The organism is Streptomyces sp. NPDC021225 (assembly GCF_044332865.1).
Lineage (GTDB): Bacteria > Actinomycetota > Actinomycetes > Streptomycetales > Streptomycetaceae > Streptomyces.
The window spans coordinates 152,876-165,575 of the sequence record NZ_JBIRPV010000016.1 but is presented as its reverse complement, the minus strand read 5'-3'; the positions used below and the strand labels follow the sequence as shown (position 1 = coordinate 165,575).

The window sequence follows — 12,700 nt, the reverse complement described above, 5'->3', positions numbered from 1 at the left end:
ATCCGATCTATGCCCAATGCTACAAAACAACACCTTTGTGAGTTTCATCCGTGGCATCTTCGCCGGCGGCGTGGTTGCCGGTGGCGTCCTCCGGGATCCGCTGCTCGAACCAGACCACCTTCCCCGTACTCAGCCTCGTCGCGCCCCAGCGCTCCGCGAACTGGTTGACCAGGAACAGACCGCGGCCGCCCTCGTCGCTCAGCTGGGCGTGGCGCATCCGGGGCAGCTGCGGCGAGTCGTCGCCCACCTCGCAGCGGAGCACATCCGTACGGACCAGCCGCAGCGACAGCGGCCGGGTGGCATAGCGCACCGCGTTGGTCACCACCTCTCCGACCATGAGCTCGGTGGACTCGCACAGGGAGTCGAGCTTCCAGCGGTGGAGTGTTCTGCGGGCCAGCCGGCGCGCCCGGCCCGCGGTCCGCGGCTGGGGGCCCAGGAACCAATAGGCGACGTGGTACCAGGGGATGCAGTCGAAGCGGGCGGCGAGCAGCGCCACGTCGTCGTCCCGCTGCCTCGGGTCGAGGGGCACCCCGCCGACGCCGATCGGCGCCCCGGGCGGGATCAGCAGTGCCTCGCCCCGGCCGTCGGGGTGCAGCAGGAGTGGCGGCGGGTGGCCGGCATTGGCCAGTTGCAGCCGGTGCGCGATGGGGTCGTAGATGGCGTAGAGGCAGGTGGCGATGTGCTGGCTGCCGAGACGCTGGGCCTGGTCGTCGAGGTGGTGCAGGACATCCTCGGGCGGCAGGTCGAGTCCGGCCAGGGTCTGCACGGTGGTGCGCAGCTGGCCCATGACAGCGGCGGAGATCATGGAGTGGCCCATGACGTCTCCGATGACCAGCGCGACGCGGTTGCCGGGCAGCGGAATAGCGTCGTACCAGTCGCCGCCGACCCGGGCGGTCTCCGAGGCCGGCAGATAGCGGCTGGCCAGGCGGACACCGGTGGCCTCGGGCAGCGAGGAGGGGAGCATGGCGCGCTGAAGCACATCCGCGACCGACGCCTCGCGCCCGTATCGCACCGCCTTGTCGATGCCGAGGGCGGTGTGCGTGGCGAGCTGGGAGGCGACCAGCAGGTCATCCGGGGTGAAGGCGGGGCGATCGGGCTCGCGCAGCAGCAGGAGGGTGCCGATGACGTGGTGGCGGCCGTGCAGCGGGGCTACGATCAGCCGCCGGGCCGGCGGCACCGGCCCGTCGCCCTTCGCCCCGCCATGCAGCAGCCGGCGCACCGACGGCGCGATCCCCTGCATGTCACCGAACACCGGCCGCCCGGCCAGCAGCAGCTCGACGAACCGGCCGGTGACGGTCACCGGCGCGAGATCGGGCCCGGCCCCGGGGGCGGCTTCCGGCGCGGCGTTCGGCCCGGGGTCCCTCGGGCCGTCCGGGCTCCGGGGCGCGGGAGGCGCGCCCGGCGGGTCGCCCCGGGTGCCGGTTCCGGCCGGTGCCCGGGGCCTGGCGCCCGTGGTGTGCGGCCGCAGCACCACGGGCGCCGTGGGGATCGCGGCCCCGGACGGCAGGGGGTGGTCGCACAGATGGATGAACGCCGCGTCGGCGAAGGCGGGGGCGGCGGCCCGGCACAGCTCCCACAGCGTCTCGTCCGGGTCCATACCGCGGGCGATGCGGCGGGTCGCCTCGTCGAGATAGCGCAGGCGTTCGGTGTGCGCTCCGGCTCCGTACGCCGCCTCGTCCCGGGCGGGTGCCGCGGGCCGGTCGGCGGCCGGTCGCCCGTGGCCCGTGGGAGCGGCGCGCGCTCCCCGGCCGGGGGGAGCGGTCGGCCGCTCGGCCCCGGCGGTGGGCCGGTCCGGTCCTTCACAGGGGATGCGGTGACCCATGGCGCTCCCCGGACGGCCGTGCGCGGGTCCTCCCGGAGGTTTCCGGACACCCGGATGGTGCCGTGCAGGACATGGCGCCGCGCGAGCTCCACCGTCCCGTACGGGCCTGACCCGTGCGGTCGAGCCGTATGCTCCCGTGACCCGTCCGACCCGTCCGGTTGATCCTGTCGTGCACGAGGACACCCCTTACAGACCCGGTTACCTCATATTTCCACATCAGGTCCGATATGCACCATGTCCGAGCCGCGGGAACCGGCCGGGGAGCGGACCGCTCAGCCGCCGAGGAGGCCGCCGGTCAGGCCGTCGAGCACACCGCCGACCGTGTCGCCGACGCCCTCGACCACGCCGCCCACCAGCCCCTTGTCCCTGCCCTTGCCATCCCCGTCGTCCTGCTGGCCGCCGTCCTGCTGACCGTCGTCCTGCTGGTCGCCGGACTCGTCCTCGGAGGGGGCCGGGGCGGGCGAGGTGGGCTGCGCGGCGTCCGGCTCCGAGGCCGAGGGCGCCGTGGAACCGGGGGCGCCGGCGGGCTCGGCCGACGGGGCGTTCGTCTTCGGAGCGCCCGAAGGCGTGCGGGTCTGCGAGGTCTCGCCCCGGGAGGCGCCGTCGCCACCGTCCCGTACGAGCTTGGGCTTGCCGGAGGCGGTGGGGGCCAGGCCACCGCCGGAGGGCCGGTCGGTGTCGGCGGACCGGTCGGAGCCGCTCGGCCGGTCGGAGCCGGTGGGCTCGTCGGTCTCCGGCGTGCCCGCCGGCTGGGAGCTGACGTCGGAGCGCGCCTGCACGGTCCTGTCGCTGCCGGTCGACGAGTGGAGAGCGAAAGCGATGCCGCCCGCCACCCCCAGAGCGGCGGCTGCCTTGATCGTTGTGGCACGCGCCTGCTGCGCAGGGGTGGGGCGGCTGTGTCGGCCCATCTGGCTCGAGTCTCCCGTTATGACATGTCCTCGCTACGGCGCACCAGTAAAGCGTGATCACTCGGCCGAAGGGAATTTCCGAGACGGAGTTGTTACGCGGCGGGGTGATTCCTCCCTCGATGCCTGGTCAGGTCCCATGGCTGGGGGACGGCTCCGGCCGGTCGGGCAGAAACGCGTGCAGCCACTTCTCGGTGTGGGCGACATGCGCCGCGGCCGCGCCCGCGGCGGCCGCCGGGTCGCGCTGGGCGAGCGCGCCCGCGATGGCCCGGTGATCCTCGTCGCTGGCGCGCTTGATGCTCGGGCCCTCGGGCAGCGTGAACACCTGATAGTTGCGGGAGCGCGCGCGGAACACCCCGAGCAGCGAACCGAGGGTGGGGTTCCCGCCCATCCTGGCGATCTCGGCGTGGAAGCGGTGGTCCAGGTCGGAGACCTCGGCCGGGTTCTCGGTGGCCTCCATGGCCTCGATGTACTCAAAAAGCCTGGCCAGCGTCTCGGGCGTCATCCGCGCCGCCGCCTGCGCCGCGGCGTGGGACTCCAGGACGCGCCGGATCTCGAACATCTCCAGCAGCCCTTCGAGCGGCAGCAGGTCGACGGTCAGCGAGAGGCTGCCGACGATGTCCTCCGGGCGCAGCTGGGAGACATAGGTGCCCGAGCCGTGGCGTGGCTCGATGACACGCAGGGCCGCCAGCATGCGCACCGCCTCCCGGAGCGAACCCCGGGAGACGCCCAGCTCGTCACACAGCTCGCTCTCGGGCGGAATGCGCTGCCCGGCGACCAGCCGGCCGGTGGAAATCATGTGCCGTAGGCCGTGAAAGGCCTTGTCGACTGCGGACATCGCTTCCCTTCCCCGTGGCTCGGCGACGGCGCCGGGCCTCCGGCTCCCACCCTACCGATTCATCAGATCTCTCCCCCACGGCGGCGGCAAGTCATCAGATGACTTATCGGCGGCGTACACCTATTGCCTTCATCCTCGCTGCTGTGCCAGGATCCCGGGCCAAGTCACCGGCCAAGTCATCAGACCTATCTTCACTGAGTGTCTGATGTCTCGGCCCGATTCCTGGGAGATGTCCAGTCACGTGAGTGAGACCGACGTGAGCACAGCACCACGCCCCCTGCTCCTTCCCGACGGCCGCCCGGCCGCGGAGGCGTGGTCCCTGCACCCCGGGCAGCGCCATCTCAACCACGGGTCCTTCGGGGCGGTTCCGGTGGTGGCGCAGCGCGAGCAGCAGCGGCTGCGCGAGGAGATGGACCGGTCGCCCGTGGTGTGGTTCGCGACGCTGCCGGGCCGGGTCGCGGCCGCCCGGACGGCCGTCGCCGGGTTTCTGCGCGTCGCGCCCCAGGACCTCGCCCTGGTGCCGAACGCGAGCGGCGGCGCCAGCGTGGTGTACGCGAATGTGCCGCTGCGGTCCGGCGCCGAGATCCTGGTCACCGACCACGGGTACGGGGCGGTGACCATGGGGGCCGAGCGCCTGGCCCGGCGCCAGGGCGCCACGGTCCGTACCGTGCATGTGCCGCTCGACGCCGATGAGGAGCGGGCCCACGCGGCCGTGGTGTCCGGGCTGAGCGAGGCCACCGGGCTGATCGTGCTGGACCACATCACCTCGGCGACCGCCCGCCGGATGCCGGTGGAGCGGATCGCCGCGACGGCGCGGGAGCGGGGCATTCCGCTCCTGGTGGACGGGGCGCATGTGCCCGGTCTGATCGCCGACCCGCTCGCGGGCCTCGACTGCGACTTCTGGGTCGGCAATCTGCACAAGTTCGGCTGCGCACCGCGCGGCACCGCGGCCCTGGTCGCCCGGGGTCCGCTGCGCGACGAGCTCCATCCCCTGATCGACTCCTGGGGCGCCGGCGACCCCTTCCCCGACCGGTTCGACACCCAGGGGACGGTGGACGTCACCGGCTATCTGGCGGCGCCGACCGCCGTGGACTTCATCGACGCCACCTGGGGCTGGGACCGCGCCCGTACCTATATGAGCGACCTGGCCGACTACGCCGAGCGCGTCATCGGCGAGGCCTTCGCCGAGGTCATGGGCGAGAGCACGGCCGTGGACGTCGGCATGCCGGTGGGCCCGATGCGCCTGGTCCGGCTTCCCGCGGGGCTCGGCGCCACCCGCCTCGAGGCCGACGCGCTGCGCGACCGGATGGCCCATGAGCTGGGTGTGGAAGCGGCCTTCACCAGCTTCGGCGGCATCGGTTACTTCCGCCTGTCGACGCATGTGTACAACACGGCGGCCGACTACGAGTACTTCGCCGAGCGCTGTGTCCCGGTGCTCGCCGAATGGGCCCGCACCCCGGGCGTCGCCCCGTAGCGACGCCGGCACACCTTCGTGACCCGCCACGGCCGTGGCGCATATCGATACCCACGGAACTCCCATGGAATGAGGACAGGGATGAGAAGAAGGAAGGCAGTCATCGCCCTCGGCCTGGCCGCCACCACGGTCATGACGGCCATGACGGGCTGTACCTCCGGGGTGAGCGACGGCTCGGTCCACCTCAAGATGGTCGAGAGCCTGACCAATCCCAGCCGCACCGAGGTTCTGAAGAAGCTCATCGCGGACTTCGAGAAGCAGAACCCGAAGATCAAGGTCGATCTGATCTCGCCGCCGACCGATCAGGCGGACCAGAAGATCCAGCAGATGCTCCAGTCCGGCAGCGGCGTGGACACGCTCGAGGTGCGGGACATCACCGCCGGGCCGTGGTCCACCAACGGCTGGCTCTACGACATGGGCAAGGATCTGAAGGGGTGGGGCGGCTGGAAGGACCTCACCGACAACGCCGTCAAGTACTCCAAGGACGCCAAGGGCCGCACGTACTACATCCCCTACGGCTTCTACGGGTTGAGCCTGTTCTACCGCTCCGACCTTGTCCAGGAGGCGGGCTTCAAGAACCCGCCGGCCAGCTGGGCCGAGCTGCTGAACCAGGCGAGCAAGATCCAGAACCCGTCCAAGCGCCAGTACGGCTACGCCTTCCGGGGCGGGGCCAACGCCAACAGCAACGCGGTCGCCGTCATCGAGGCGTATGTCGCGGACAAGATCGACCGCGACAACGGGTTCAAGCTCACCGACGGCAAGACGATCTTCTCGGCGCCCGAGGCGCTGGACGCCATGAACACCTACCTCAAGCTGTTCAAGGAGGCGTCGCCGCCCTCGTCGGTCGCCTGGGGCTACCCGGAGATGGTGGAGGGCTTCTCCAACGGCTCCACGGCCTTCCTGCTTCAGGACCCCGAGGTCATCGCCACGGTGCGGCAGTCGAAGTCCATCAAGGAGAGCCAGTGGACCACGGCTCCCCTGCTGGCCGGCCCCAGCGGCAAGGCGATCCAGCCGGTGGCGAGCGCGGGCTGGGGCATAGCCGCCGGCAGCAAGCACAAGGCGGAGGCGATCAAGCTGGTCGAGTTCCTCTCGCAGGGCGACGCCTCGACCACCTTCACCAAGGAGAACAGCCTGGTGCCGATCCTCAAGGGCGCGGCCGAGGACTCCTTCTACAAGACCGGGCCCTGGGCGAGCTATGTGACGATGACCGAGAACCCGGACAAGTACCTCACCGTCACCCAGCCGCGTGACGCGTCCTGGTGGACCGAGTGGATCCAGAAGTCCGACGCCGAGGTGCAGAAGATGCTGCTGGGCAAGATGACGCCCAAGGAGCTGCTGGCCGACTGGGACGCGTACTGGACGAAGAAGTGGAAGAGCCAGACGTGAGCCTGTCCACCTCCAAGCAGGCGGGGCGCCCCTCCCAGGGGGGCGCCCGGCCCGCGCCGGTCAAGACGGCGGACCCGCGCTCGCGCAGACCGGTGTTCACCGTCCGCCGGAGCCTGGCGATCGCCGGGTTCATGGCTCCGGCCGTGCTCTTCGTCTCGGTGTTCATCTACTACCCGATGGTCTCGGGCAGTCAGATGGCGTTCCGCAACTGGAACCTCAACGACCTCACCGACACCTCGTGGGTGGGGATCAGGAACTTCCAGGAGATCTTCCGGGACCCGGTGTTCTACACCGTGCTCGACAACACCCTGATCTGGGTGGTCGCCTCGCTCGTACCGCAGCTGGTGATCGGCTTCGCGATCGCCCTGTGGCTGCGCCGGCGCTTCCGCTTCCGGGGGCTCTACCAGGCGTTGATCTTCTTCCCGTGGGCCATCTCCGGATTTCTCATCGGCATCCTGTTCCGCTGGATGTTCAACAGCGAATTCGGCGTCATCAACGATCTGCTCTCGAAGGCCGGCCTGATCGACGAGCCGATCCCCTGGCTGGCGGATCCGAAGACGGCCATGGTCGCCGTCATCATCGCCAATGTCTGGTACGGCGTCACCTTCTTCGCCATCATGATCCTGGCGGCCCTCCAGTCGATCCCCGACGAGCTGTACGAGGCGGCCGAACTCGACGGGGCGGGCAAGGCCCGCACGCTGTTCCAGGTCACCATTCCGTACATCCGCGCCACGCTGGCGCTGACCGTGCTGCTCCGGGTCATCTGGATCTTCAACTTCCCCGACATCATCTTCGGGATGACCGGCGGCGGACCGTCCAATGAGACACACATCGTGACCACCTGGATGATCACGATCACCCAGCAGGGCGACTACGGAAAGGCCTCGGCGCTCGGTCTCGTCGTGGTCGGGCTGCTCCTGGTGTTCTCCGTCTTCTACCTCATGGCCACCCGCGAGAAGAAGGGAGCGAGGTCTTGATGAACAAGGAGACCGTCGCGGGACGCGTGACCCGGATCGCCTTTCTCTCGGTATGGCTGATCATCACGGTCTTCCCGCTCTACTGGATCGCCGTCACCTCCTTCAAAGCGCCCGGCGACATCTTCACCTTTCCGATCGCCTACTGGCCCGAGCACTTCTCCCTGGAGAACTACAGTGGGCTGTTCGGAAAGGCCCGGTTCGGCGACTACCTCACCAACAGCCTGCTCGTCGCGACGGTGGCGGGCACGGTGGCGACGGCCATTTCCGTGCTCTCGGCCTATGTGCTGGCGCGGTTCGAGTTCCGGAGCAAGACGGCGCTGCTGATGGCCGCCCTGGTCACCCAGATGATTCCGTCGTTCATCGCGCTCGGGCCGCTGTACATGATGATGACCCAGCTGAAACTGGTCGACAACCGGCTCGGGCTCATCCTCGTCTACATCGCGGTGTGCATTCCGTTCAGCACCGTGATGCTCCGCGGGTTCTTCGAGAACATCCCGGACGCGCTGGAGGAAGCGGCCATGATCGACGGGTGTTCGCGGTTCGGGGCGCTGTTCCGGGTGCTGCTGCCCGTGATGAAGCCGGGCATCGTGGCCGCGTTCATCTTCAACTTCGTGAACTGCTGGAACGAGCTGTTCCTGTCGGTCACCCTGATGAACAGCGACGCGAACAAGACCGTCCCCACGGCGCTGAACGGCTTCATCTCCAGCTTCAACATCGACTGGGGTTCGATGTCCGCGGCGGCCGTGCTCACCATCGTGCCGACCATGGTGCTGTTCGCCTTCGCCAGCCGCCACATCGTGCAGGGGCTGACCTCGGGCGCGGTGAAGGGATAGGGGCCGCCGCGGGTTTCAGCGGCGGGGGGCCCGGCGGGTGCGGGTCCAGGTCAGCAGCCGACGGGCGGTCCAGGTGTTGACGACCCGCTCCGGGGAGACGCCGCACTCCTCGGCCCGGGCGCAGCCATGGATCTGCCAGTCGAGCTGGCCCGGGGCGTGCGCGTCGGTGTCGATCGAGAAGAGGACGCCCGCCTCGACGGCCTGGCGCAGCAGCCGGCGCGGCGGGTCAAGGCGCTCCGGACGGCAGTTGATCTCCACGGCCGTGCCCGAGGCGGCGCAGGCGCCGAACACCTCGTCGGCGTCGAAGCGCGACTCCGGGCGGCGTCCGTCGAGCAGCCGCCCGGTGCAGTGCCCCAACACATCGACCAGGGGATTGCCGATGGCCGCGACCATCCGGCGGGTCATGGGGCGGGGGTCCATCCGCAGCTTGGAGTGGACCGAGGCCACCACCACGTCCAGCCGGTCCAGCAGCTCCGGCTCCTGGTCCAGGGAGCCGTCGAGGAGGATGTCGACCTCGATGCCGGTGAGCAGCCGGAAGGGTGCGAGCCGCCCGTTCAGCTCCGCGATCACCTCCAGCTGTTCGCGCAGCCGGTCCGCGGACAGGCCTCGGGCCACGGTCAGCCGGGGCGAGTGGTCGGTGAGCACGGCCCACTCGTGGCCGAGTCGGGCCGCGGTGCGGGCCATCAGCTCGATCGGCGAGCCCCCGTCCGACCAGTCGGAGTGCAGATGGCAGTCGCCGCGCAGGGCGGCGCGCAGCGCGGCCCCGGGCCGCTCGTCCGGCCGGCCGGCCCCCGCTGCTCCCGCTGCTCCCGCTGCTCCCGCTTCGTACCCGGCCTCCAGCTTCGCCAGATAGCCGGGCACCCCTCCGGCCAGCGCCTCCCGGATCACCTGGGAGGTCGTGGGGCCGATCCCCTTCAGCGACTCCAGCGTGCCCGAAGCCGCCCGCCGCGCCACGTCCTCGGCGGGCAGCCGGCCCAGCAGCTCGGCGGCCGTACGGAAGGCGCGTACGCGATAGGTCGGGGCCTGGTCGCGCTCGAGGAGGAACGCGATCCGGTCCAGCGCCTCCACGGGATCCATGGCCTGCCCTGCCTTTCCGACGGCTGCCGGCCCCCTCTCCAGGGTCGCGTGTCGCTCCTTCCCGCGCCTGCGCGCGTCCGCCGGCGCCGGTGGCGAGAGCGGTGCCGCCGGTCCGCGATAATGACCGTCCGTCAACCGTTGACCGGACAGGCAGGGAGCGAGCGAGAGGTGCCCGACGTGGACAACCTTGCGATCAAGCGGGAGGACTCTCTGGGCGAGCGCGTCGCCCATGAGCTGCGGGTCCAGGTCATCAGCGGCCGGCTGCGGCCCGGTACCCACCTGGTGGAGGGCCAGCTGGCCGAGCGCTTCGACGTCAGCCGCGGCCCGGTGCGGGACGCGCTGCGCCGGCTCGAGGCGGAGGGGCTGGTCGCCTCCCAGCGGCGCGGGGTCTATGTCACCGGCCTGGACGCCGAGGACGTCGAGGAGCTGTACACCCTGCGCGAGTCCCTGGAGAGCCTGGCCCTGTCCCTGGCCATGAACAAGGCCCGGGACGCCGACTGGGCCCGCTCCCAGGCGTGTGTGGAACGCATGCGGCAGGCCGCCGGCCGGGCCGATGCCCGGCTGTTCGCCGAGGCCGACCTGGACTTCCACTCGCGGTTCTACGAGCTGTCCGGGCACCGGCGGCTGATCGCGGTATGGGAGCAGTACCGGCCGACGTTCGCGGTGGTCCTCGACATCACCAACGCCCAGGGCGTCGATCTGCACTCCCCGGCCGAGAACCACGCCGCACTGCTGGACGCCGCCCGCCGCGGCGACCGCGAGGCGGCCCTCGCCGCCCTGCGCGCACATCTCGGCGACGCCCGCGACCAGCTGCGCTCCGCGCTGCGCGACGACACGTCCCGGGCGGAGGGCTGAGGCACCCCGCCGGGCCCGCCACCGCGATCGGGCGGCACCGCCTCAGCGATGCCGCCCGCCGCCGATATCCCCCTCAGGAGCCCGCGACCACCGCAGGTTCCTCCGTACTCAGAGCAGGCGCGGTAGCGTCCTCGCGCACCCACAGCGGCCGCAGTCGGTAGGTCAGCAGATAGAGCACCACGGACGCGCCGGACGCGACGAACATGCTCAGGTCGCCCGCGCCCGGGTACGCCGCCGAGAAGGGCCCTGTGTAGAAGCTGGACTGCCAGAACGGCACCGAGGCCAGCACCCCGCCCGCCCAGGCCACGAAGCCCCAGCCGAGCACCCTGCTCCGGTCGTACAGCTCGGCGATCCTGGCCGGGTCGGAGCGTCCGCCCAGGTGGTAGTCGAGCAGCAGCACGGCCGCGAAGGGGGCGATGAAGTACGCGGTGAGGTTGAGGAAGACCTTGAACTTGTCCTCGGTCCCGGACTCGCCCCACAGGCTGATCGCATAGGCCAGCAGACAGATCACCACGACCGCCTGGGTGCGGCTGACCGGCACCTTCAGCGTCTGGACGGAGATCGCGCCGCCGTAGACGTTGAGGAAGTTCTGCGCGAGCGCGGACAGGGTGATCGCGATGAGCGCGGGCACGGCGAACGGGCCGGCCAGCTCGTGCAGGGCGGTGATGGAGTCCGTGCTGGTGGCGCTGGAGCCCACCAGCACGCCCAGGATGCCGAGCCAGCAGATGGTGACGAAGTTGCCGAGCCCGGTGTACCAGGCGGTGCGCTTCACCACCTGCGGCGAGTCGGGCAGATAGCGGGAGTAGTCGGAGGCGAACGGCGCCCAGGCGACCAGGAACGACAGGAACCAGCCGCCGAAGGTGATCCAGCCGCCTGTGCCGCCGATGTACCCCTTGGCGTGCGGGTCGGCGCCGAAGGTGCCTCCGCCGCGGACCACGGCGACCACCGTGATCATCACAAACAGCGGGGTAAGGACATAGGTGAGCACCCGCTGTAGATAATTGATCATGTTGTAGCCGTAGACGGACACCACCAGTTCGACGGCGGTGAGCGCCAGCGCGCAGAGCCAGAACGGCAGATGGGTCAGCTCCGCGAACGCCTTTCCGCCCAGGATCACGGTGACCGACGCCCACCCGATCCCGGCGAAGACATTGATGTAGGCCACGGGCAGGAAGTTGCCGAAGAAGCCGAGCGGGCCGCGCGCCTGGATCTGCTGCGGCACACCGAGCCGTACGCCCATCCGGGACATCACCGCCATCAGCAGCGAGCCGAGCGCGGCACCCAGGACGATCGCGGCGACGGCGGCGGTGAAGCTCAGCCCGAACCAGGCCGCGCTGAATCCGAGCAGGATGATGGGGAAGTTGAGGCCGGCGGCGAACCAGACGAAGAACTGTGAGCTGGGCTTGCCGTGCCGCTCGTTGTCGGGGATGTGGTCGACCCCGAAGGGTTCGACCTTGGTGACCGCGCTGCCGTACACCGGCGCGGGGGCGTCATGCGTCATGGGGTGCTCCTGGGGACGGGAGGAGGTGGGCGTCGGGGGGTGGCGGGGTGCGGAAGCGCGTACGGGCGCGGACCGGCTCGGCTCACCACGGCAGGGGTGCCGTCTGCGAGATGTCGAAGAACCCGCCTCCGCTGTAGACCAGCGGCGCCAGGTCGTCGTGGTGGGCGTGGACCACCCGGCCGGTGAAGACGGTGTGGCTGCCGGCCTCCAGCCGCTCGCCGATCTCCACCTCCAGCTGGGCGCAGCACCCATCGAGCAGCGGCACGCCGTGGCCGCCTGGGGTCCAGGGGTGCCCGGCGAACTTGTCGTCGGCCTTGGAGGCGAAGGTCCTGGCCACATCCAGCTGGCCGGCGGCCAGGATGTTGATGCCGAGGTGGGTGGCGCGGTGGAGCGCGGGGTGGGTGGTGGAGCTGCGCTGGACGCAGACCAGCACCATGGGCGGGTCCAGGGAGATGCTGGCGAAGGCGTTGACCGCGAGGCCCCGGGGCCTGCCGTCGTCGTCGCAGGTCACCACGGTCACCCCGGTGATGAACTTGCGGTGCACCCCGCGCACCAGCTCGGCGTCGGCCGCGGCCCGCTGGGTGGTGGTGACGATTCCCAGCGCCTCGAGCAGTTGGCGGGAGTCGAAGGTGACCCACTCCTCGGCCACCGCGGCCCCGTCGAAGCGGCTGAAGGTCGCGCCGGACACCTCGACCGGCCGGCCGGTGGGCGGCACACCGAGAAAGTCCCCGGTGTGGCGGCCGGTGGAGCGCCAGCGGATCGCCAGCCGTTCGCCGTCCTCGACGATCTCCTCGATCTCGGTCCGCAGATCGGGAAAGGCCTGGCGGACGGCGCGGACAGAGTCCTTGAACTGCTCCCGGTCCTGCGGGGCGCCGGCCGGTCCGCGGCGCCGGACATAGCCGGGGCTGAGCAGTTCGTCCAGCGCCTCGAGGCGGCCCTGGTCCCAGGCGGCCCGCCAGGCGGAGCGGATTCGGGCGGTGCGGTCAAGAGTTCGCGTCATGACGGTTCCCTCACTCAGCTCTTGTATGGCAG

The 12,700-nt window shown here is 70.6% G+C and carries 11 protein-coding genes; 5 read left to right on the top strand and 6 right to left on the bottom strand.

The genetic code is table 11. The features are described 5' to 3' along the window. Positions 1 to 19: 19 nt before the first annotated feature. The 3 genes from ACH4S9_RS41885 to ACH4S9_RS41875 form a co-directional block, all read right to left on the bottom strand. Positions 20 to 1,822, bottom strand: coding sequence for a SpoIIE family protein phosphatase (locus ACH4S9_RS41885; RefSeq protein WP_398376920.1), 1,803 nt, complete (start codon positions 1,820 to 1,822; stop codon positions 20 to 22). 272 nt (positions 1,823 to 2,094) lie between these two features. Then, positions 2,095 to 2,730 carry an extensin gene (locus tag ACH4S9_RS41880; RefSeq protein ID WP_385351483.1) on the bottom strand — a complete coding sequence of 212 codons (636 nt, stop codon included), beginning with the start codon at positions 2,728 to 2,730 and terminating at the stop codon, positions 2,095 to 2,097. A gap of 127 nt (positions 2,731 to 2,857) precedes the next feature. Beyond that, positions 2,858 to 3,565 (bottom strand): FadR/GntR family transcriptional regulator, encoded by a 708-nt coding sequence (locus tag ACH4S9_RS41875; protein WP_311722957.1) that lies wholly within the window; start codon positions 3,563 to 3,565, stop codon positions 2,858 to 2,860. Between the two features lie 229 nt (positions 3,566 to 3,794). On the opposite strand from ACH4S9_RS41875, the gene ACH4S9_RS41870 reads away from it, so the two are divergent. From ACH4S9_RS41870 to ACH4S9_RS41855, 4 genes are all read left to right on the top strand, one after another. Further along, positions 3,795 to 5,039, top strand: coding sequence for an aminotransferase class V-fold PLP-dependent enzyme (locus ACH4S9_RS41870; RefSeq protein WP_394816711.1), 1,245 nt, complete (start codon positions 3,795 to 3,797; stop codon positions 5,037 to 5,039). An 81-nt stretch (positions 5,040 to 5,120) separates the two neighbouring features. After that, on the top strand, positions 5,121 to 6,425 hold the full coding sequence (locus ACH4S9_RS41865; RefSeq protein WP_398376917.1) for an ABC transporter substrate-binding protein: 1,305 nt from the start codon (positions 5,121 to 5,123) through the stop codon (positions 6,423 to 6,425). Continuing rightward, positions 6,422 to 7,402 carry a carbohydrate ABC transporter permease gene (locus ACH4S9_RS41860; protein ID WP_385351492.1) on the top strand — a complete coding sequence of 327 codons (981 nt, stop codon included), beginning with the start codon at positions 6,422 to 6,424 and terminating at the stop codon, positions 7,400 to 7,402. The genes ACH4S9_RS41865 and ACH4S9_RS41860 overlap by 4 nt, the downstream gene beginning before the upstream one ends. After that, positions 7,399 to 8,235 carry a carbohydrate ABC transporter permease gene (locus ACH4S9_RS41855; protein ID WP_311722961.1) on the top strand — a complete coding sequence of 279 codons (837 nt, stop codon included), beginning with the start codon at positions 7,399 to 7,401 and terminating at the stop codon, positions 8,233 to 8,235. The genes ACH4S9_RS41860 and ACH4S9_RS41855 overlap by 4 nt, the downstream gene beginning before the upstream one ends. Before the next feature lie 15 nt (positions 8,236 to 8,250). On the opposite strand, the gene ACH4S9_RS41850 is transcribed toward ACH4S9_RS41855, so the two are convergent. Then, the gene (locus ACH4S9_RS41850; RefSeq protein ID WP_398376916.1) at positions 8,251 to 9,312 is read right to left on the bottom strand and encodes a PHP domain-containing protein; all 1,062 of its coding nucleotides are present in this window, start codon (positions 9,310 to 9,312) and stop codon (positions 8,251 to 8,253) included. Positions 9,313 to 9,489: 177 nt separating this feature from the next. Between ACH4S9_RS41850 and ACH4S9_RS41845 the strand changes: the two genes are divergently transcribed. Further along, entirely contained in the window at positions 9,490 to 10,167 is a 678-nt protein-coding gene (locus tag ACH4S9_RS41845) for a GntR family transcriptional regulator (RefSeq protein ID WP_398376915.1), read from the top strand. A gap of 73 nt (positions 10,168 to 10,240) precedes the next feature. Here ACH4S9_RS41845 and ACH4S9_RS41840 read toward each other — a convergent pair whose 3' ends face one another. Beyond that, positions 10,241 to 11,668: a cytosine permease gene (locus tag ACH4S9_RS41840; protein WP_311722964.1), complete on the bottom strand. Its 1,428-nt coding sequence runs from the start codon at positions 11,666 to 11,668 to the stop codon at positions 10,241 to 10,243. Positions 11,669 to 11,750: 82 nt separating this feature from the next. After that, on the bottom strand, positions 11,751 to 12,668 hold the full coding sequence (locus tag ACH4S9_RS41835; protein WP_311722965.1) for a flavin reductase: 918 nt from the start codon (positions 12,666 to 12,668) through the stop codon (positions 11,751 to 11,753). Positions 12,669 to 12,700 lie beyond the last annotated feature (32 nt).

Bases quoted from the DNA above. Each gene is read 5' to 3' on its own strand.
- ACH4S9_RS41875 (WP_311722957.1), bottom strand. From the start codon at position 3,565: ATGTCCGCAGTCGACAAGGCCTTTCACGGCCTACGGCACATGATTTCC.
- ACH4S9_RS41835 (WP_311722965.1), bottom strand. From the start codon at position 12,668: ATGACGCGAACTCTTGACCGCACCGCCCGAATCCGCTCCGCCTGGCGG.
- ACH4S9_RS41840 (WP_311722964.1), bottom strand. From the start codon at position 11,668: ATGACGCATGACGCCCCCGCGCCGGTGTACGGCAGCGCGGTCACCAAG.
- ACH4S9_RS41880 (WP_385351483.1), bottom strand. From the start codon at position 2,730: ATGGGCCGACACAGCCGCCCCACCCCTGCGCAGCAGGCGCGTGCCACA.
- ACH4S9_RS41885 (WP_398376920.1), bottom strand. From the start codon at position 1,822: ATGGGTCACCGCATCCCCTGTGAAGGACCGGACCGGCCCACCGCCGGG.
- ACH4S9_RS41870 (WP_394816711.1), top strand. From the start codon at position 3,795: ATGTCCAGTCACGTGAGTGAGACCGACGTGAGCACAGCACCACGCCCC.
- ACH4S9_RS41850 (WP_398376916.1), bottom strand. From the start codon at position 9,312: ATGGATCCCGTGGAGGCGCTGGACCGGATCGCGTTCCTCCTCGAGCGC.
- ACH4S9_RS41865 (WP_398376917.1), top strand. From the start codon at position 5,121: ATGAGAAGAAGGAAGGCAGTCATCGCCCTCGGCCTGGCCGCCACCACG.